Genomic DNA, 20,289 nt, shown 5'->3' on the forward strand with positions numbered 1-20,289 from the left:
CAAGGGCAAAGTCAAGGCCCAAAAAGGGAAGAAAATCACGAAAAAAGTCTTAAAAACTCAATAAGTTGCGAGCATGTGCCGACACGGCGAAGGAGGCTTGAAAAATATCGTTTTCAGAAACAGCCTGATAGAAAACGCAGTTAAAGTATTACTTTAACTGACTGCGAAGAAAAACCGGAATTGATGCAAAAAAAGGCAGATTGGTTATATTTTAACCAGCAAAACAACATTCAATGGCAGCGCGCTGACGGGTCAGGCTCCCAGCGGCGGACGCCCAACAAAGCCAACTGCAGCCCAACCGGAATGCGCCAGCAGGAGAAAAAAATGGGAGTTGGCCTGTAAGCCGGGTTCTGTCGTGGGCAACCATTCGTCTAGGATGCATGTCACCATACACCTCAAGCGACCTACCCGAGTCCAGCGCGGGCCACGCCAATGGACTCCTATTTGGTCTTGCTCCGGATGGGGTTTACCGTGCCACAAACTGTTACCAGTTGCGCGGTGCGCTCTTACCGCACCCTTTCACCCTTACCTGATCCCGTCCGAAGACAGGCCATCGGCGGTCTGCTCTCTGCTGCACTTTCCGTAGGCTCGCGCCCCCCAGGGGTTACCTGGCACCCTGCCCTATGGAGCCCGGACTTTCCTCCCCCGCGCGCCCGCCATCACCTGCGGAGATAGCGAGAAACAAAGCGGCGGCGGTTGCCCGGCCAACTCCCGCGGCAAGGTTACCATGAAGTCTTTGAGGCGACGACCAATACCCTTGAAAAAAGATCACCCAGCTCGCTGGTTATTTTTTGACCTGATCGATGGTTCAATGCAGTATTGTTCGGTAGTATTGACAAATCCCAAAGATGGTCTAAGGCCAAAACACATGCAAAGAATTGTGGTGATCAACCCCAAGGGCGGCAGTGGTAAAACCATGCTGGCCACCAATCTTGCCAGTTACTTTAGTGCTCAGGGAAAGATCACGACATTGATGGACCTGGACCCCCAGGGATCGAGCGTCTTCTGGGCGCTGAAGCGACCGGATCAGGCGCCCCATGTGCAGCTGGTCGACGCCCACAACTGCCCACACAATGTCACCCGCAGCTGGGCCATCCAGCCCCCCAGAAACACGGAAGTGCTGATACTGGACACTCCCGCCCGGCCCGACCTGATCAACCTCAGCCCGCTGCTGAGGGAGGCGACAGCCATTTTACTGCCGGCACTATTGGCCGAATTTGATCTGCACGCAGTCGCCAACACCGTACAGCATCTGCGCAGGCTGCTGCCCTCGCAAGAAAATATGGCCCTGGTGGCCAATCGCGCACCGCAATCCACATCCGCTTCCCGACGCGGCACCGAACTGGACAGGGAACTGAAATTGCCCGTGATTGCCAGTTTGCGGGATTCGCGCACATTTCTTCAGGCGGCGGCGGACGGCATGGGTGTCTGGGAAATGAAAGGCAGTCACTACCGCGGCGACAAGCTGGAGATCGCCAAAATAGCCCAGTGGTGTTCCGAGACGGCCTCCGGCCGGCAAGAGCCGCTCGGCAAGCGCCTCAACCCGGACATCATCGCCCTGGCCACGACTGCCTGAATCAGGATTTGAGCGACAAGGCCATCTGGTAGAGGGCATTTTTCTGCCCGCCGGTCAGTTTTGCAGCCAGCGCCGCAGCCTGTTTCAGGGGCAGTTCTTCCAGCAGCACTTTCAACACCCGCTGCTGTTCTTCATCACTCACGTTCGAGGCCTCTGGCGCCCCCCGCAACAGCAGTACGATCTCGCCCCGCTGCTGATTGGCATCGCTGCGAACCAGCTGGCCAATTTCATCCAGCGTGCCCACCAGGAAGGTTTCAAAGGCCTTGGTCAATTCCCTGGCCATAACCGCCTCGCGGTCACCGCCAAAGGCTTCAGACAGATCCGCCAGGGTATCGAGAATGCGGTGGGGGGACTCATAGAAAATTAATGTCCGGCTATCATCTGCCAGCGCTGCAAACTTTTTCAGCCGCGCCGCGGACTTGGCCGGGGGAAACCCTTCAAACGAGAAGCGGTCACTGGGCAAGCCCGACGCACTGAGCGCGGCAATGGCGGCACAGGGCCCCGGCACCGGAATCACCTTCACCCCCAACTGGCGAACCTCCCGCACCAGGCGATAACCGGGGTCGGAAATCAGCGGGGTACCGGCGTCGGAAATCAGCGCCACCTTCCGCCCCTGCTCCAGGGCCTGGACAATGCGCCCCACCTGGCGGGCCTCACTGTAGTCGTGATAGGCCACCATGGGTTTATCGATGCCCAGGTGCTTCATCAGGCGTCCGCTGTGGCGGGTGTCTTCCGCGGCAATGAGATCTGCGGCATGGAGAACCTCGACGGCACGGGGTACCATATCCCCCAGATTGCCGATCGGCGTAGCCACCACATACAATTCACCAGCCATAAAGAAGCCACACCTATGTTCAAGTTTCGCATCACCGCCGCTGCCCTGCTCTGGCTGACCCTGTTGCTGGGCGGATGTACTCAGCAGGGGGGCCTGACGCCGGTCAGTCGGCACACCCCAACCCCTGCGGAACTGGCGGATCAGGAACTGGCACAGGCCGCGGGCAGCATAACACCCGAGCGACAGCTCCACCAATTGAACGCAGCCAGGTTTCTCGACCAGGCTGGCAAGCAGCAAAAAGCCCTGCAAACACTGGCTGCGATTGACGCCGCGGGCCTGCCGGATGATCGCTACGGTGATTTTGTCCTGCTGTATTCCGCACTGTCCCTGCAAGGGGAGCAGTATTTTGAGGCCCGCAGCCTGTTGATGGATGAACGGATGACCGCCATCGCCTATCGCCTGCCCCTCGAACAACAGGCCAGATGGCAAAAAATGCGCGGCGAACTGTTTTCCCTGCTCGGTGAAGATGAAAACAGCATCCGGGCATTCGCCGCCCTGTCCACACTGGCGACGACCCCGGCGGATCAGGCCTACGCCCACGAACAGCTGTGGCAGGTACTGTCACATATTTCCGATCCGTATCTGGCCTCTCTAACCGCCACCGAAACGGACCCGACGCTACAGGGCTGGTACAGTCTGGCCGGCATCATCCGCAATCATCAGGGCGATGTGAATCAGCAGCTCAGCCTCATCACGCTCTGGAAGAGCAAGTGGTCCACCCACCCGGCCGCGCTGACGCCCCCGACCAGCCTGGGTGCGCTGCAACAGATTGCCGACTCCCTGCCAACGCGAATCGCCGTGCTGTTGCCCTTCGAGGGATCGCTGGCCCAGGCGGGCAAAGCCATTCGCAGCGGCCTGCTGGCCGCCTGGTACGACGCCCGCAGCTACGGTGGCGAAACGCCACGGATCCGCTTTTACGATACATCGCTCGGCGACAATATCAGCCCCGTCTATCAACAGGCAGTGGCCGACGGCGCTCAGCTGGTCATCGGCCCGGTGCAGCGTGAAAAAGTCGAGCAACTGCTGGCCATGCCCGCGCTGCCGGTGCCCACCATTGCCCTGAATTACCTGGAAAACGCCGCCACGCCCATTCCTGACAATTTCTTCCAGTTCGGTTTGTCCGTCAGCGATGAGGCGCGACAGATCGCCGACCGGGCCTGGATAGAGGGCCAGCGCACGGCGCTCGCCATCACCCCCAACTCCAGCTCGGGAGAACGCGCCCTGGCCGCTTTCCGCGAACGCTGGAGCGAACACGGCGGCACCTTGATCGAAGCCCCCGCCTACGGCACCGCACAGAGTGATTTCACGCCGCTGTTGAAGCCGGTGCTGAACATCGAACAGAGTGAAGAGCGCAAAAAACGCCTGCAGCAACTGCTCGGCAAAACGCTCTATTTTACGCCCCGCCGCCGCCAGGACCTGGATATGGTTTTCCTGGTCGCCTACCCGGATCAGGCGCGCCAGGTGAAACCCACCCTCGACTTTCTGTTTGCCAGTGACCTGCAAATCTACGGCACATCCCAGCTCTACAGCGGGGTCCAGGATCCCGGCCGCAACCGCGACCTGGAAAATATCCGTTTCAGCGCCATGCCCTGGACACTGCCCGGCGCCAGAGACAACCAGCTGCAACCGGCTACCGACCTGCCACCGCTTTACCGGCACATGTTTGCACTGGGGATTGACGCCTATCACCTGCACCAGGGACTGCCACAAATGCTGTTGCTCCCCAACACCCGGCTCTCGGGTAGTACCGGCACACTGCAATTGGGCGAGCGGGGCACCATCACCCGGGAACAACCCTGGGCGCTGTTTCGCGGCGGCCGGGTCAGAGCCGCACAACAACTCAGCGAAAATTAATCTCCCCGCCCGGCATCCACCCCACTGCAGAATGGCAGCAGACCGGCCCTGAGCGCCTCAGCTGACGCGACGTACTCGACGCCGCCGGGCAACTGCTGTGAGTCGAGGGTCAACAGGGTCACTTGATCCTTGCGGGTCGGCAACCCGGCCGTCACTTGACCCGAATAATCGAGCCAGACGGGATAGCCCAGATCCCGCAACCGCGGGACGGCGATCAATTTGGATATCATCCTGGGCATCCCGCTGATATTCGCCAGATAGATGACCCGCCCCCGCTGTAAACAGTCGACATTTAATCCGGCCAGGGTGTCCCGCACCCTATTTTTGGCTTTCATGCCGTTCACCACCATCACCAACGCCATACCCTGCTGTTCGCTGAAGAACCTGCCAAACTGATCGACCAGGCTGCTGAAATCCATTTTGTCGGCTATCGGCGCCTCTGCGGCCCAGTTCGGCGCTGCGCACAGCATCCCCGCACAAAAAAACGCGATCAAACCAAAACGCTGAGAGAGTGACATGATGGGCTCCATGGTTGCACGGGCGGGGACACCGCATAGTAGGGCGCCCGTCGCGCTCCCGGCAAGTAGATGCGAACCCCGCGATAGCAGCAGTCAGCACGGATTGTTGAGATTGGCCAAAAAGCAGGCTAGTGTTCATCCAAACATTCCGCACAAAGGGACTTTGCCGGCATGAGGAATTTTTTTCGCGCAAAAACCACGCCTTTGACTCCGGGTATGGAGGCCGAGCGCTGGGCCAGGCACTACCTTGAACAACAGGGTCTGGCGACCCTCGAACAGAACTATCGAACCACCAGGGGTGAAATCGACCTGATTATGCAGCACGGTTCCACACTGGTGTTTGTGGAGGTGCGGTTGCGCCGCCATCCCGGTTTTGCCAGTGCGGCGCAGAGTATCGACGCCGCCAAGCAGAGGCGTATCGTTGCCACGGCCCGGCACTATTTACAGCACAAGCATCTGTGGGAAAAAATGCCCTGTCGTTTTGATGCACTCTGTCTCGGCAAAGACCACGGCAACAATGCAGCGTATCAGGTAGAATGGCTGCAAAATGCCTTCAGCCTGTCGTAGGGGACCATGGAATCAAGCGTTATTGAGCTGTTTCACCAGAGCATCGAAGCGAAGATGGCGGCTGGTGAGGCATTGGCTCCGCTGATTGCAAGAGCCAGTGTCAAAACTGTTGAGCAGTTGCTCCAGGGCCATAAAGTGCTCTGTTGCGGCAATGGTCTGTCCGCCGCACTGTCGAATATATTCACCCAGTCCCTGCTGTTGCAGTACAAACTGGAACGACCGGGGTTCCCCGCTGTCTGTCTCAATAACGACAGCAACCTGATCACCGCCATCGGCCACTACCACAGTGTAAGCGAGATGTTCAGCAAACAGGTGAAAACCCTCGGACAACCCGGCGACCTGCTGGTCATCTTCAGCCTCGGCACCAATCCCAGCAATCTGGTACAGGCGATTCATACCGCGCACGACCGGGGTATGTCCGTGATCGGCTTTACCGGCTGCGGCGACACGGATCTGTCAGCACTGCTCAGCGGTGACGATATCGAGATTTATGTGGATCACAACGAACGGCACCGTATCAGCGAGGTTCACCTGCTGAGCCTGTTCTGTCTTTGCGAGTTAATTGACCAACAACTTTTTGGAGGAACGTCTTAATGTTGCAACCCTTGGCCGCGCTGCTGCTCATCAGCATCGTCAGCCTGACCGGCTGTACCAGTGTCATCCACGCTACCACCGATAAGCCCATCCACCCGGATCCCACGGAAACCTCGTTGGGCACTGATATCGATGACTGGGAACTGGAGACCTTGATCGGCGTGAATATCAAGAAGGCTGACCCCTATCTTGAGCACGCCCACGTCAATGTCAACGCCTATAACGGTGTGATATTGCTCACCGGGGAGGTCGCTTCCAATGACTTGCGCACCCTGGCCGGCAATACCGCCCGGAACTTCCGCGGCGTGCGCCAGGTCCACAATGAATTGCAGGTGATTGGGTCAACCACCCTGGTCTCGCGCAGCAATGACGTGTGGCTGTCGACCAAAGTCCGCGCCAAGCTGATCGCCGAGAAGAGCATCAAGTCCACGCGGATCAAGGTGGTCTCCGAGAATGGCGTCATCTACCTGATGGGACTGGTCAAGCGCAGCACCGGCGATCAAGCTGCGCGGGTGGCCAGCACCACCCGCGGCGCGCGGCGGGTGGTAAAAGTGTTTGAATACATAGACTAGACCGGTAGCCACATAAAAAACGGCCCTCAGGGGCCGTTTTTTATTCACTATTACCGCTCTAGAGTGCTGCGGTTAAAGCAGTTCAACCGCCAGCGCAGTAGCTTCGCCGCCGCCGATACAGATGCCGGCAATACCCTTGGTTTTGCCATAGGTCTGCAGCGCTGCCAACAGGGTGACAATAATGCGGGCGCCGGAAGCGCCGATGGGGTGGCCCAGGGCACAGGCGCCGCCGTGCACATTCACCTTCTCATGGGGCAGGCCCAGCTCTTTCATGGCGGCCATGGTCACCACGGCAAAGGCTTCGTTGATCTCGAACAGATCGACGTCATCCTTGCTCCAGCCCACTTTGGCCAGCAATTTATTGATCGCGCCCACCGGTGCGGTGGTAAACCACTCCGGCTCCTGGGAGTGCACGCTGTGCGCGAGAATCCGCGCCAACGGCTTGAGGCCCTGCTGTTCCGCCACGGACTGGCGGGTCAGCACCAGTGCAGCTGCGCCGTCGCTGATGGAGCTGGCATTGGCTGCAGTGACCGTACCGTCCTTGATAAAGGCCGGGCGCAGGCTGGGGATTTTCTCAGGGCTGGATTTGCCGGGCTGCTCATCAATGGCGTATTGCACTTCACCCTTGCGGCCGGCGACGGACACCGGGGCAATTTCACCTTCGAACTTGCCTTCGGCAATGGCCTTGCTGGCGCGCTCCAGGGAAGTGATGGCAAAGGCGTCCTGATCCTCGCGGGTAAAACCGTATTTTTCTGCGCACTGCTCGGCAAAGATGCCCATGGCCTGGCCATTGTAGGCATCTTCCAGACCGTCCATGGTCATATGGTCAAAGATCTGGGCATGGCCGAAGCGGTAACCGCCGCGCCCTTGCAACATCAGGTAGGGAGCATTGGTCATACTCTCCATGCCACCGGCTACCGCAATGTCGACGTGACCCAGGGACAGGCTGTCGAAGGCATTCATCACCGCCCGCATACCGGAACCACAGACCTTGTTGAGGGTGGTGGCGCTGACACTACTCGGCAACCCCGCTCCCAGCGCGGCCTGCCGCGCTGGCGCCTGGCGCAGCCCGGCAGTGAGAACACAGCCCATATCCACAGAACCAACCTGCTCTGGCGCGACACCGGCTCGCTCTACCGCTGCTTTAATGGCTGTAGCGCCCAGATGGGTAGCGGGCACACCGTTAAACTGGCCTTGCATGCTGCCGATAGGCGTACGTGCCATACCGACGATTACGATGGGATCAGACATAATTTAAACCTCTATTTAACAACTCTCAGAGAGGGTTTCCTGGTCTTATCGCCGGTCCCTCCGGTTACTCCCTCTTTCACTGCAACAGGTTTCGTTGGACCCGGTCCCTGGGGATCTGGATCAGTACTCTTCTCGGGCTGAAACACCATGCCCTGACCATTTTCACGCGCGTAAATACCGGTAATGGCTTGGATTGGCAGGCGAATGCTGCTCGGTACACCACCAAAGCGCGTGGTAAAAGCCACTTCGTCATTGTTCATAACAAACGTGGCGACGGCCCGCGGCGCCACGTTGAGGACGATTTGCCCGTCGTTGACGTACTGCTGCGGCACCTCGACCCCCTGGAAATAGGCATCCACCACCATGTAGGGGGTACACTTATTATCCACGATCCAGTCGTAAAAAGCCCGGATCAGATAGGGTCGATTGGATGTCATGCTCATAGCTGCCATAGGTTCCGGCTTCAAGGGGTCGTATTGTACAAAAAAAAGGGACATGCTAGTCCCTTTCCATGCCAACTATGCCAAAACGAATGGCGTCAGAATGCCATTTCCTTTTCCAGCTCAGACAGGCTTTCCCGAAAGGAGGGTCTGTCGAACAGGCGCTTCATATAGTCCTGCAACGGCTTTATCTGGCGATTGGCGGGGAGCTTGATCCCGAGACTGTCCAGGCGCCACAAAATCGGCGCCAGACAACAGTCCACCAGGGTGAACTCCTCGCTCATAAAGTAGGGCAAGTCTGCGAAAATGGGGGCAATGCTGCACAGGCTATCGCTCAGCTCTTTGCGCGCCTTGTCCGCCACAGCACCTTCGGGATTGCTGATAATCGTATCAATCTGGCTGCTCCAGTCCCGCTCGATGCGGTGCATAAACTGGCGGCTCAGGGCACGGGCCACCGGATAAACCGGCAACAACGGGGGATGGGGGAACCTTTCATCCAGGTATTCCATCATCACCTTGGTTTCATAAAGTGCCAGATCCCTGTCGACAAGCGTGGGCAGAGAAGCGTAGGGATTCAGTTCCAATACGTCTTCTGGCAGATTTTTATCATCCACTTCCTCAATTTCTACCGTGACGCCTTTTTCAGCCAGTACGATGCGTACCCGATGGCTGTAATGACAGGACGGATCAGAAAAAAAAGTCATCGAAGATCGTTTTGCAACAACCCCCATATGAAAACCTCAATAGTTGTTTACAAGTTACGGAAACTAGATGGCCGCCCAGCGGCGGCCATCCATGACGATCAGTGAAGGCCCTTCCAGTATTCCCTGTTCAGCAGCCACACCCAGATAAACAGGAAGGCCAGGAATAACAAGACATAGGTGCCGATGCGCTCCCTGTCCTCGGCCATGGGCTCTGCCTCGTATGCGAGGAAGTTAACCAGGTCGTAGACAGCCACATCAAACTCTTCAGGACTCATGCTACCTTTTTTCACCAAGCTGTAGCGGCCGCAATCATCCTCGAGAATTTCCTCTCGGGTCAGCGGATCGCGCTTGATGCCACCATTCTCGGCGTGAACCGGGCCGGGGGCACATTCCTGCAGTCCCTGCAGGTCCATCAGGGCGTGGGGCATACCCACATCCTTGAAGACCTTGTTATTCACGCCCACCGGGCGGGTGGGGTCAACATAGAAGTTGCGCAGGTAGGTGTAAACCCACTCTGGCGAACGGGCGCGGGCGACCAGGGTGAGGTCCGGTGGCGCGGCGCCAAACCACTGCTTGGCATTGGCCTCGGGCATGGAGATACCCATCAGGCTGCCGATTTTTTGATCGGCGAACACCAGGTTATCCATCACCAGTCCGGCGGGCATCTTCAGGTCATTCGCCACGCGCTCCCAACGGGAGTATTTGGCAGAGTGGCAGCCCATACAGTAGTTCACAAACAGCTTGGCCCCGTGCTGCAGTGATTCTTTGTCCGCCAGGTCGGCCTCGAACTCATCACAGGCGATGGTGCCGCAGTCGTGTTCAGCCTCGGAGCCCACCGCCTTCAGCGGCAGCCAGGTCAATAGAACCACTACCACAAATGCCGCCAGCGACTTCCAGAAACCAAATCCGCCATGGGTGGTAACACGCTCAGGCTGAGGAGTGGTCTTTTCCAGCTTCGTCCAAATGGGCATAGCCAGGAAGAACAGGAAATAAATAATGGTACAAATCTGTGCCAGCAGTGTGCGCTCCGGGGTCGGCGCTCTCACACCCAACACACCCAGGACAATGAACGATGAGGCGAACACCAGAATCGCTGCGCGGCTGAAGGAGCCCTTGTAACGGATCGACTTGACCGGGCTGCGATCCAGCCAGGGCAGCACAAACATGATGGCGATCGCCGCCGCCATCACCAGGAAGCCAGCAAACTTGTCGGGTACCGCCCGCAACATGGAGTAGAACGGGGTGAAGTACCAGACCGGCGCAATGTGCGGCGGCGTCTTCAGCGGGTTGGCAATTTCAAAGTTGGCATGCTCCAGGAAATAGCCGCCCATTTCCGGGACGAAGAACAGAATGAAACAGAACACGAACAGGAACACCACAATCGGCACCAGGTCGTGCACGGTGTAATAGGGGTGGAACGGAATGCCGTCGCGGGGAATGCCGTTTTCATCCTTGTTCTTCTTGATCTCGACGCCGTCGGGGTTGTTGGAACCCACTTCGTGCAGCGCCAGGATGTGCAGTACCACCAGCGCCAGCAGGATAATCGGCACCGCCACCACGTGCAGGGACATGAAGCGGTTCAGGGTGATACCGGAAATCAGGTAGTCGCCGCGCACCCACTGGACGATATCTTCGCCCACCACCGGGATCGCACCGAACAGGGAGATGATCACCTGGGCGCCCCAGTAGGACATCTGGCCCCAGGGCAGCACGTAGCCGAGGAAAGCTTCCGCCATCAGCGCCACGTAAATGGTCATGCCGAAGATCCACACCAGTTCCCGCGGCGGCTTGTAGGAGCCGTACAGCAGGCCGCGGAACATGTGCAGGTAGACCACAATAAAGAACGCGGACGCGCCGGTGGAGTGCATGTAGCGAATGATCCAGCCGTAATCCACATCGCGCATGATGTATTCCACGGAGGCAAACGCCGCTTCAGAAGACCCCTGATAGCTCATCAACAGCCAGATGCCGGACAGCAGCTGGATGACCAGTACCACCAGTGACAACACGCCGAAGAAATACCAGAAGTTGAAATTTTTCGGGGCATAATACTTGGCCATGTGGGTGTCCCAGGCCCGCTGGACGGGGAGGCGGTCGTCGACCCAACCCCACAAAGAAGCTAACCAGTTCATTACGCGCCCTCCTGGTCTACACCGATAACAATGACCGTATCACTCTCATAGGAATACGGAGGAACTTCCAGGTTGGTGGGAGCGGGCACCCCGGTAAACACCCGGCCCGACAGGTCGAACTTGGAACCGTGACAGGGGCAGAAGAAGCCGCCGAACCACTTATCGCCACCCAGATCCTGGGCGCCCACATCCGGCCGGTACATCGGCGCACAGCCGAGGTGGGTACAGAGGCCAACCAGCACCAGATACTCTTCCTTGCCGGCAATGGTACGGGTTACACCATCCACATAGGTCGGCTGTTTTGACTGCTGGGAGCTGGGATCCCTGAACATATCGTCGTGACCATTGAGTCCGTCGAGGACTTCTTTGGTGCGGCGAACAATATAGACCGGCTTACCACGCCACTCGACGGTCACCATTTGACCGGATTCGATTTTGGCGATATTGGCCTTGACCGGCGCACCCGCGGCTTTCGCCTTGGCACTCGGGTTCCAGGAACCCACAAAAGGAACGGCAGCTCCAACTACCCCGGCAGCGCCCACCACGCAGGTGGCCCCTGTCAGGAAGCGTCGGCGCCCCTGATTAACACCGTCATTGCTCATGACGCTCTCCCGTTAACAGCAAAGGTTGGCAAATTTTTTATGTGTGGAAAATGGCGTGCAATAGTAAAGAAGTCCACCCTTCTTTACAAGACAAACACCCACAAAAAGTAGGTAATTTATTGTTTTCAAAAACAAAAAAACCCGGCATTGAAAACCGGGTTTTTTGCGACTCAGCGAGTAACGAATTAGCGCTTGGAGAACTGCGGGCGCTTGCGGGCCTTGTGCAAGCCAACCTTCTTACGCTCCACCTCACGGGCATCGCGCGTCAGGAATCCGGCTTTGCGCAGGTTGCTGCGCAGGCCTTCGTCGTACTGGAGCAACGCACGGGCAATACCGTGGCGGATCGCTCCCGCCTGACCAAAGCTGCCACCGCCGGCAACCGTGATTTTCAGGTCAAATTTATCAGCGCTACCAACCAGCTCCAGCGGCTGACGAACAATCATTCGCGCCACCTCGCGACCAAAATACTGGTCGAGGGAGCGGTCGTTGACCGTAATGTTGCCAGCGCCGGACTTCAGGAAGACGCGCGCGGAGGAAGTCTTGCGGCGACCGGTACCGTAGTATTGGGTGTCTGCCATAATTAGCTATCCGTCAGATATTCAGTTCTTGCGGCTGCTGAGCAGTATGGGGATGCTCAGCGCCAGCGTACACTTTCAGCTTCTTGAACATGGCGCGCCCCAGCGGACCTTTCGGCAGCATGCCTTTAACGGCGCTCTGGATGGTGCGCTCAGGAGCCTTGTCGATCAATTTTTCAAAGCTGATGGACTTCAAACCACCCGGGTAACCGGTGTGGCTGTGGTAAATCTTGTCTTTAGCCTTGTTGCCTGTCACACGAACCTGCTTGGCATTAACCACGACAATATAGTCCCCGGTATCAACGTGGGGAGTGTATTCGGGCTTATGCTTGCCACGCAAACGTGACGCAACTTCGGCAGCCAAACGACCCAATGTCTTGTCAGCAGCGTCCACGACAAACCAATCGCGCTGGACAGTTTCGGGTTTCGCAATAAATGTTTTCATCTTTTCCTGCCTGAACTTTTTGGCCTTCCCAAAAGGAGGGCGCATTTTACAGATCGCGTATAGCCTTTTCAAGGATATTTTTCAGCCAACCCGCCGACGCTCCGAACAGCTCTGATTTGCAACAAAATTGTGCTGTTCAGGGCCGGTGCGGCCGAGCCAGATACTCGTGGGACTGCATCTCCAACAGCCGGCTGCGGGTGCGCTCAAACTCAAAGTTGAGCTTGCCCTCCGTGTAGAGCGCCGCCATCTCCACCTCGGCCGACACGACCAGCTTCACGTTGCGGTCGTAGAACTCATCCACCAGATTGATAAAACGCCGCGCCTGATCATCATTCTTGCGGCCCATCTGCTGCACGTTGCCCACCAGCACAGCGTGGAACTCCCGCGCCAGTTCAATATAGTCGTTCTGACTGCGCGGGATGTTACAAATGATGTCAAAGTCGAACCAGATGACATCCTCGGCGACAAAGCGGCAGGGAATCCGGCGCCCCTCCACGTCCACCTCGACCGCTTCTTCCACCTCGCCCGCAGCCGGAGCCAGGCTGTTGAACGCCTGCAGCATGGCCAGCTCCGCTCCGGCACCCAACGGCGCATGGTAGAGCTCCGCCTGCTCCAGTGCCCGCAGCCGATAATCCACCCCGCCATCCACATTCACCACCCGAGTATGCTGGTTGAGCAAGGCGATGGCCGGCAGAAAGCGCTGGCGCTGCAAGCCGTTTTCATAGAGGCGGTCCGGCACGAGGTTGGACGTCGCCACCAGGGTCACCCCCCGGGCAAACAACAATTCCAGCAGGGTGCCCAGCAGCATGGCGTCGGTGATGTCGGCCACGAAAAACTCGTCAAAGCAGATCACCCGGGCTTCCGCGGCAATATTGTCCGCCACTTTCTCCAGGGGGTTTTTCTCCCCCTTAAACAATTCCAGCTCCCGGTGCACCCGCCGCATGAAGCGGTGAAAATGGGCGCGCAGCTTTTCCGGGAAGGGCAGCGACTCGAAAAAATTATCCATCAGGTAGGTTTTGCCCCGTCCCACACCACCCCAGAAATAGAGCCCCCGAACCGGAACAACGGGCTCAGGCTGCTGAAAACGGCGCTTGAACCCGGCCAGCAGTCCCCTGCCCGTCAGGGGCGCCGGCATGACGAGCTGCTCATGCAGGGATTGCAACAGCGCAACGGCCTTTTCCTGGGAGGGATCGTAGTTGAACCCCTGCTGCTGCAAGTCGTGCTGGTAGCGCTGTTGCGGTGACAGGCGAACGCTGGAACTGGCCCGATTCATAAGCTGAAGTGTTGTCGAAGAGGACTGGGAAACGGTAGGCGGGGAACTGTAGCCGCGCACGCGCCGTTTAGCAACCGGTGCCGCCGCCGTACTTCGCGACTGGATTCCCCCCAAAAACGGTTGCCTAGCGTCCCGCCTTCTTTCAGACTATAAGCTCAGAGACTGAAATAACCCCGGGGGATCGACGCTTGGACACCAACACGTTACTACTTACTGGCCTGCTGGGCCTGGCCGCCGGTCTGGTTGTTGGCCTGCTACTGGGTCGCTCGCTCAACCCCAGGGAGCAACAGCGCAAGGACACCGAGAAGCAGTTGAACGAAGCACAAAACCAGCTGAAGGATTACCAGCACGAGGTGACCGAACACTTTGCCAAAACCGCCAAGCTGTTTAACGATCTTTCCCACAGCTACCGCGATGTACACGAACAGCTTTCGTCCAGCGCGATGCTCCTGACCAACCCGGAAACCAGCCGCAAGATGGTGGATGCCGGCTTTGGCCAGCTGAAAGATGGGGCGCTCCCCATCACAGAGCTGCCCGCCCCTCCCAAGGACTACGCACCCAAAGTGCCTGGCGGGATTCTCAGCGAGGAATATGGCCTCAGGGACGAACGCCCCTCCTTCGAAGGCCGTCACCTGAAAGTGGCCAATGATGTGGCCAAAGAAATTACCGACGAAGACGACCCCACACTCAAGGTCAGCTAGACCGCCACGACAGGGCACCCACCCCCGGGTGCCACAGTCTCCGCTGTACCACCCTCAGCATCTCGAATCTGGCCGGTTTGTGCCATAATGGCTGACCCGCCAGCGAGAGGAGAGGTGAGTGTCCGCCCTATACCGATTTTTGCGCTACATCAGTTGGCCCACCATTGCCGGGCTACTCATGGCCGCACTCGCGCTGCTGCTGTTTCCCCAGGCACTCAATCACCACAACGACATGGAAACCGGCGGCCTGTCTCCGGATGTCAGCAACAGCTGGGAGGGCCCGGTCTCCTATTCCTCCGCCGTGCGCCGGGCCGCCCCCTCCGTGGTGAACATCTACACCCAGAAGACGCTGGAACGCCCCCGCCACCCCCTGCTGGACGACCCGTTTTTTCGCCGCTTCTTTAACAGCAGCAATTTGCCCCAGCAGCAGCGCATGGAGTCCTCCCTCGGCTCCGGTGTCATTCTCTCCAGAGAGGGCTATATCCTCACCAACAACCATGTGGTGGCAAGCGCAGACGAGATCGTCGTACAGCTCCAGGATGGCCGCGAGACCATGGTGAAAGTAGTGGGCAGTGATCCGGACACGGATTTGGCCGTACTCAAGGTTGACCTGGACGGGCTGACCCCGGCGAAAATCGGCGACCCCGCCCGGGCCCGGGTCGGCGATGTGGTGCTGGCCATTGGCAACCCGTTTGGCGTGGGCCAGTCGGTGACCCAGGGCATTATCAGTGCCACCGGTCGCAATGGGCTGGGCCTCAACACCTTTGAAAACTTTATCCAGACCGATGCCGCCATTAATCCCGGCAATTCGGGGGGCGCACTGGTGGACGCACACGGCAACCTGCTGGGGATTAACTCGGCGATTCTGGATCGCACCGGCTATTCCGTGGGCATCGGCTTTGCGATCCCGGCCAACACCGCCATGAAAGTGCTGCAGGATATCGTCGCACACGGCTATGTGATTCGCGGCTGGCTCGGTGTCGAGGCCAGTCCCCTGACCCGGGAAGCGGCACTGCAGCTGGAGCTCGACCCGCCCGCGGGACTGGTTATCACCAACATCTATATCAACAGCCCCGCCCACCTGGCGGGCCTGCAGCCCGGAGACATCATTACCCGCATCAACGACTACTGGGTGGTGGACAACGAGCGCAGCATGACCCTGATCGCCGATCTGTCGCCGGGGGATTCGGTAAAACTGGAAGTGGTTCGCAACGGTGAGAAAAGCACCATCATGGCCGTGGCCGGCACCCGACCGGCCACCGGCAGCTAATCGCCCTCAGCCGATGATTTGCTGAAGCGCCATCACCAGTTGCGCATTCTGCTCCGCGGTGCCAATGGTGATACGCAAATACTGCTCGATACGCGGCTGCTGGAAGTGCCGCACAATGATGCCCCGCTGGCGCAGTTGCGCCATCAGTTCCGCCGCAGCCTGTTGCGGATGGCGCGTCAGGATAAAGTTGGCGGCCGACGGCAGCACCTCAAACCCCAGCCCGGTCAGCTCAGCCACCAGCTGCTGGCGGCTGTCGATAACACGACCGCACACCTCCCGAAAATAGGCCTCATCGGCAAAAGCCGCCACGCCACCAACTATGGCAAAGCGGCTCAGGGGATAGGAGTTGAAACTGTTTTTCACCCGCTCCAGCGCCTCGATCAAACCGGCGTCGCCAACGGCGAAGCCGATGCGCAGCCCCGCCAGGGAGCGGGATTTTGACAAGGTCTGCGTCACCAGCAGGTTGGGGTAGCGATCCACCAGTGCGATGGCGGTTTCACCGCCAAAATCGATATAGGCCTCATCGACCACCACCACCGACTGGCGATTGTGCTGCAGCAACCACTCGATATCGGCCAGCGGCAACGGTTTGCCAGTGGGCGCGTTGGGGTTGGGGAAGATAATGCCGCCATTGTCCCGGCCGTCGCGGCAGTAATCCGCCACGCGGATGCTGAAATCCTCCGTCAGCGGTACCCGCTCGAACGGCACCTGGTAGAGACCACAATAGACCGGGTAAAAGCTGTAGGTAATATCGGGGAACAGAATCGGGCGGGCGTGTTTCAACAGGCCCTGAAAGATATGTGCCAGCACCTCGTCGGAGCCATTGCCCAGAAAAACCTGCTCCGGGCTGACCCGGTAATACTCGGCAATCGCCTGTTTCAGTGCTGAACCGTTGGGGTCGGGGTAGAGGCGCAGGCTGTCGCCGGACTCGCCCGCAATCGCCTCCAGCACCTTTGGCGAGGGCCCATAGGGGTTCTCGTTGGTGTTCAATTTGACCAGATTGGCCAGTTTCGGCTGCTCCCCCGGCACATAGGGCTCGAGGTCGCGAACAATGTCACTCCAGAAGGGGTTGCTCACCTCGCCACCTCAATCCCGGATGCGGTATTCAGCGGAACGGGCGTGGGCGGTAAGACCTTCCCCCCGGGCCAGGGTCGAAGCGGTTTTACCCAGCGCCGAAGCGCCCTCGGCGGAACACATGATCACCGAGCTGCGCTTCTGGAAATCGTAGACCCCCAGCGGCGAGGAAAACCGCGCCGTCATGGAAGTGGGCAACACGTGGTTGGGTCCGGCGCAGTAATCCCCCAGTGCCTCGGCGGTATAGCGCCCCATGAAAATGGCACCGGCGTGGCGGATGCGCGGCAGCAATGCCTCCGGATCGGCCACGGACAGCTCCAGATGCTCAGGGGCGATGCGGTTGATCAGCGCCACCGCTTCATCCATGTCGGCCACGGCGATCAGGGCACTGCGGTTTTCCAGGGCGGCGCGGATCATCGGCGCCCGCTCCATGGTGGGCAGCAAGCGGTTGATACTGTCGGCGACCCGCTCGAGGAACCCTTGGTCGGGGCTCACCAGAATGGCCTGGGCATCTTCGTCGTGCTCGGCCTGGGAAAACAGGTCCATGGCAATCCAGTCGGGATCGGTCTGCCCATCGCAGACCACCAGGATTTCCGAGGGCCCCGCCACCATGTCCAGGCCGACGGCGCCGAATACCGCCCGCTTGGCGGTGGCGACGTAGATGTTGCCGGGACCGACGATTTTATCCACCCGCGGCACGGTTTCGGTGCCGTAGGCGAGGGCGGCGATCGCCTGGGCCCCACCCAGGGTAAACACGCGGTCGACACCGGCGATTGCTGCCGCAGCCAGCACCAGTGGGTTCAATTCACCACCGGGCGCCGGTACCACCATAATGATTTCCGCCACCCCTGCCACCTTGGCGGGCAAGGCGTTCATCAGCACCGAGGAGGGATAACTGGCCTTGCCGCCGGGCACGTAGATTCCCACCCGGTCCAGTGGGGTAATCTGCTGCCCCAGCAGGGTGCCGTCCACCTCCCGATAACTCCAGGACTCCTGATACTGGTGCTGGTGATAACGGCGAATGCGCTCCGCCGCCAACTCCAGCGCCTGGCGCTCGCTGTCGCCAATCGCTGCCAGCGCCGCTGCCAGCGCCTCGGCCGACAGATCCAGCTCGGACACAGCACTGACATCGCGGCGATCAAAGCGATTGGTATATTCCACCAGCGCCCGGTCGCCGCGCTGGCGAACAGCCCCCAGCACCTCCGCCACAACCTGCTCGACCTTGCTGTCCGAAACGGTTTCCCAGGCCAACAGCCCTTCCAGACGGGTATCAAAATCCCCATCGGTCACCGCCAGTCGTTTAATGTTAATCCCGTCGCTCATGGCTTATCCGGCCACCGCCTGACGCAGGCTATCGATAATGCCCTGCAGTTGGCGGTGTTTTACTTTCATGGCCGCCTTGTTGACGATCAATCTCGAGCTGATCTCGGCAATGGTTTCACGGGACTCGAGACCGTTGGCGCGCAGGGTGTTGCCGGTATCGACGATATCGACGATTTCATCGGCCAGCGCCATGATCGGAGCCAGCTCCATGGCACCGTAGAGTTTGATGATATCCGCCTGTCGCCCCTGTTCCGCATAAAAGCGCCGGGCGATGTTCACGTACTTGGTGGCCACGCGGATGCGCCCGGGGGCGGGGGGGGCGCCGGCCACGGCGGCGGTCATCATGCGACAGCGGGCAATGCCCAGATCCAGCGGCTCGTAGAGTCCGTCGCCTCCGTGCTCCAGCAACGTGTCCTTGCCGGACACGCCCAGATCGGCGGCGCCGAACTGTACGTAGGTGGGCACGTCCGAGCCCCGCAGCACCAGCAGCCGCACCCCCTCGCGGGAGGTATCAAACACCAGCTTGCGACTGGTCTTGATGTCCTCGACGGGCTCGATGCCGGCCTGCGCCAACAGCGGCAAGGTCTCTTCAAGAATGCGCCCCTTGGTCAGGGCAATGGTAATCTGCATAGCGCTCACATGCTTTTCCGTGACGGGGTCATCGGCCGGGGATACGGCGGATATTGGCACCCAGCTGCTGAAATTTTTCTTCGATACATTCGTAACCGCGATCGATATGGTAAATGCGATCGACCAGGGTTTCACCATCGGCCACCAGACCGGCGATCACCAGGCTGGCGGAGGCGCGCAAATCAGAGGCCATCACCGGTGCCGCCTTGAGGCGCTCCACCCCGGTCACGATGGCGGTGTTGCCCTCCAGACTGATTTTGGCACCCATGCGGTTCAGCTCGTGGGTTTGCACCAGGCGGTTTTCAAAAATGGTCTCGGTAATCGTCCCCACCCCCTCGGCGACGGCATTCACCGTGGTCAGCTGGGCCTGCATATCGGTGGGAAACGCCGGATAGGGGGCAGTTTTAAAGTTCACCGCCCTGGGCCGCCGCCCCTCCATATCCAGTTCGATCCAGTCCGGACCGAGGGTAATCTTGGCGCCGGCTTCCTCCAGCTTCAGCAATACCGCCTCCAGTATATGGGGGTTGGTATCCTTCAGCTTGATATGTCCACGGGTCGCCGCGGCAGCCGCCAGGTAGGTACCGGTTTCAATGCGGTCGGGCATGATGCGATAACTGCCGCTGTGCAGGGTTTTCACACCCTCGATGGTCAGCGTGGCAGTACCCACCCCAGTGACTTTCCCGCCCAGGGTATTGATACAGTTGGCGAGGTCAACCACCTCCGGTTCCCGGGCAGCGTTCTCGATGATCGTCGTGCCCTCGGCCAGTGCAGCGGCCATGACCAGGTTTTCCGTGGCGCCCACCGACACCATATCCATCAGGATATGCGCGCCCTTCAAACGACCCTTGGTCCTGGCATTGATGTAGCCACCGGCAATGTCAATTTCGGCACCCATCATCTCCAGACCGCGCAGGTGCAGGTCTACGGGGCGGCTGCCGATGGCGCAACCACCGGGAAAGGACACACTGGCCACACCAAATTTTGCCAGCATCGGTCCGAGCACCAGAATGGAGGCGCGCATGGTCTTGACCAGGTCATAGGGGGCGACGTGGCTGTGCAGGGTGGTAGCATCCACTTCCACCTGCATTTTTTCATTCAGCACCACGGTCACGCCCAGACAACCGAGCAATTCAAACATGGTGGTAATGTCATTGAGGTGGGGAACGTTGGAGACCATGACCGGGCCATCTGCCAGCAAGGTCGCCGCCAGAATCGGCAGCGCCGAGTTCTTCGCCCCAGAAATGCGGATTTCCCCGGAAAGTGGTCCACCCCCGGAGATCAACAATTTATCCATTCAAGACCCTTGATGATCGATTAGACAGACCGGATAGCACGGAGGCGGCGGGGCAAACC

At 59.2% G+C, this 20,289-nt stretch carries 21 protein-coding genes and 1 other RNA gene; 7 read left to right on the forward strand and 15 right to left on the reverse strand.

What is annotated here, in order from left to right:
- Positions 1-323: 323 nt before the first annotated feature.
- Positions 324-712, reverse strand: an RNA gene (rnpB, locus tag ABY948_RS00535) — RNase P RNA component class A.
- 156 nt (positions 713-868) lie between these two features.
- On the opposite strand from rnpB, the gene ABY948_RS00540 reads away from it, so the two are divergent.
- The gene (locus tag ABY948_RS00540; protein ID WP_461480543.1) at positions 869-1,576 is read left to right on the forward strand and encodes a ParA family protein; all 708 of its coding nucleotides are present in this window, start codon (positions 869-871) and stop codon (positions 1,574-1,576) included.
- Position 1,577: 1 nt separating this feature from the next.
- On the opposite strand, the gene rsmI is transcribed toward ABY948_RS00540, so the two are convergent.
- Complete coding sequence (rsmI, locus tag ABY948_RS00545; protein ID WP_461480544.1) at positions 1,578-2,411, reverse strand: 16S rRNA (cytidine(1402)-2'-O)-methyltransferase; 834 nt, start codon at positions 2,409-2,411, stop codon at positions 1,578-1,580.
- Positions 2,412-2,426: 15 nt separating this feature from the next.
- On the opposite strand from rsmI, the gene ABY948_RS00550 reads away from it, so the two are divergent.
- Positions 2,427-4,265, forward strand: a complete 1,839-nt coding sequence (locus tag ABY948_RS00550; protein WP_461480545.1) for a penicillin-binding protein activator — start codon at positions 2,427-2,429, stop codon at positions 4,263-4,265.
- Here ABY948_RS00550 and ABY948_RS00555 read toward each other — a convergent pair.
- Positions 4,262-4,783 carry a hypothetical protein gene (locus tag ABY948_RS00555; protein WP_461480546.1) on the reverse strand — a complete coding sequence of 174 codons (522 nt, stop codon included), beginning with the start codon at positions 4,781-4,783 and terminating at the stop codon, positions 4,262-4,264. The two genes, ABY948_RS00550 and ABY948_RS00555, sit on opposite strands and share 4 nt — an antisense overlap.
- A gap of 171 nt (positions 4,784-4,954) precedes the next feature.
- Here ABY948_RS00555 and ABY948_RS00560 point away from each other — a divergent pair, with 171 nt between their 5' ends.
- The 3 genes from ABY948_RS00560 to ABY948_RS00570 are packed head-to-tail and all read left to right on the forward strand — an operon-like array spanning position 4,955 to position 6,516.
- Positions 4,955-5,350, forward strand: coding sequence for a YraN family protein (locus ABY948_RS00560; RefSeq protein WP_461480547.1), 396 nt, complete (start codon positions 4,955-4,957; stop codon positions 5,348-5,350).
- A gap of 6 nt (positions 5,351-5,356) precedes the next feature.
- A complete protein-coding gene (locus ABY948_RS00565; protein WP_461480548.1) occupies positions 5,357-5,944 on the forward strand; it encodes a D-sedoheptulose-7-phosphate isomerase in 588 nt (195 codons plus the stop codon).
- The gene (locus ABY948_RS00570) at positions 5,944-6,516 is read left to right on the forward strand and encodes a BON domain-containing protein (protein WP_461480549.1); all 573 of its coding nucleotides are present in this window, start codon (positions 5,944-5,946) and stop codon (positions 6,514-6,516) included. The genes ABY948_RS00565 and ABY948_RS00570 overlap by 1 nt, the downstream gene beginning before the upstream one ends.
- 72 nt (positions 6,517-6,588) lie before the next feature.
- Here the strand turns inward: ABY948_RS00570 and ABY948_RS00575 are convergent, their stop codons facing one another.
- From ABY948_RS00575 to zapE, 8 genes are all read right to left on the reverse strand, one after another.
- Positions 6,589-7,767 (reverse strand): acetyl-CoA C-acyltransferase, encoded by a 1,179-nt coding sequence (locus ABY948_RS00575; RefSeq protein WP_461480550.1) that lies wholly within the window; start codon positions 7,765-7,767, stop codon positions 6,589-6,591.
- A gap of 11 nt (positions 7,768-7,778) precedes the next feature.
- Positions 7,779-8,210, reverse strand: coding sequence for a ClpXP protease specificity-enhancing factor (locus ABY948_RS00580; RefSeq protein ID WP_461480590.1), 432 nt, complete (start codon positions 8,208-8,210; stop codon positions 7,779-7,781).
- Positions 8,211-8,305: 95 nt separating this feature from the next.
- On the reverse strand, positions 8,306-8,938 hold the full coding sequence (locus ABY948_RS00585) for a glutathione S-transferase N-terminal domain-containing protein (protein ID WP_461480551.1): 633 nt from the start codon (positions 8,936-8,938) through the stop codon (positions 8,306-8,308).
- A gap of 71 nt (positions 8,939-9,009) precedes the next feature.
- Positions 9,010-11,043 carry a ubiquinol-cytochrome c reductase gene (locus ABY948_RS00590; protein ID WP_461480552.1) on the reverse strand — a complete coding sequence of 678 codons (2,034 nt, stop codon included), beginning with the start codon at positions 11,041-11,043 and terminating at the stop codon, positions 9,010-9,012.
- On the reverse strand, positions 11,043-11,645 hold the full coding sequence (petA, locus tag ABY948_RS00595; RefSeq protein WP_461480553.1) for a ubiquinol-cytochrome c reductase iron-sulfur subunit: 603 nt from the start codon (positions 11,643-11,645) through the stop codon (positions 11,043-11,045). The genes ABY948_RS00590 and petA overlap by 1 nt, the downstream gene beginning before the upstream one ends.
- Before the next feature lie 185 nt (positions 11,646-11,830).
- Positions 11,831-12,223: a 30S ribosomal protein S9 gene (gene rpsI, locus ABY948_RS00600; RefSeq protein ID WP_461480554.1), complete on the reverse strand. Its 393-nt coding sequence runs from the start codon at positions 12,221-12,223 to the stop codon at positions 11,831-11,833.
- Between the two features lie 13 nt (positions 12,224-12,236).
- Positions 12,237-12,665, reverse strand: coding sequence for a 50S ribosomal protein L13 (rplM, locus tag ABY948_RS00605; protein ID WP_461480555.1), 429 nt, complete (start codon positions 12,663-12,665; stop codon positions 12,237-12,239).
- A 136-nt stretch (positions 12,666-12,801) separates the two neighbouring features.
- Positions 12,802-13,938, reverse strand: coding sequence for a cell division protein ZapE (gene zapE / locus ABY948_RS00610; protein WP_461480556.1), 1,137 nt, complete (start codon positions 13,936-13,938; stop codon positions 12,802-12,804).
- A gap of 188 nt (positions 13,939-14,126) precedes the next feature.
- Here zapE and ABY948_RS00615 point away from each other — a divergent pair, with 188 nt between their 5' ends.
- Positions 14,127-14,639, forward strand: coding sequence for a Z-ring associated ZapG family protein (locus ABY948_RS00615; RefSeq protein ID WP_461480557.1), 513 nt, complete (start codon positions 14,127-14,129; stop codon positions 14,637-14,639).
- A 118-nt stretch (positions 14,640-14,757) separates the two neighbouring features.
- Entirely contained in the window at positions 14,758-15,909 is a 1,152-nt protein-coding gene (locus tag ABY948_RS00620) for a trypsin-like peptidase domain-containing protein (protein WP_461480558.1), read from the forward strand.
- A 6-nt stretch (positions 15,910-15,915) separates the two neighbouring features.
- Here ABY948_RS00620 and hisC read toward each other — a convergent pair whose 3' ends face one another.
- Genes hisC through murA form a run of 4 tightly spaced genes read right to left on the reverse strand, consistent with a single transcriptional unit; the run spans position 15,916 to position 20,230 of the window.
- Entirely contained in the window at positions 15,916-16,986 is a 1,071-nt protein-coding gene (gene hisC, locus ABY948_RS00625) for a histidinol-phosphate transaminase (RefSeq protein ID WP_461480559.1), read from the reverse strand.
- Between the two features lie 9 nt (positions 16,987-16,995).
- Entirely contained in the window at positions 16,996-18,306 is a 1,311-nt protein-coding gene (gene hisD / locus ABY948_RS00630) for a histidinol dehydrogenase (protein WP_461480560.1), read from the reverse strand.
- A gap of 3 nt (positions 18,307-18,309) precedes the next feature.
- Positions 18,310-18,936: an ATP phosphoribosyltransferase gene (gene hisG, locus ABY948_RS00635; RefSeq protein ID WP_461480591.1), complete on the reverse strand. Its 627-nt coding sequence runs from the start codon at positions 18,934-18,936 to the stop codon at positions 18,310-18,312.
- Positions 18,937-18,964: 28 nt separating this feature from the next.
- Positions 18,965-20,230, reverse strand: a complete 1,266-nt coding sequence (gene murA / locus ABY948_RS00640) for a UDP-N-acetylglucosamine 1-carboxyvinyltransferase (RefSeq protein ID WP_461480561.1) — start codon at positions 20,228-20,230, stop codon at positions 18,965-18,967.
- Between the last annotated feature and the right edge of the window lie 59 nt (positions 20,231-20,289).

The organism is Porticoccus sp. (assembly GCF_041592135.1).
Taxonomy (GTDB): Bacteria; Pseudomonadota; Gammaproteobacteria; order Pseudomonadales; family Porticoccaceae; genus Porticoccus.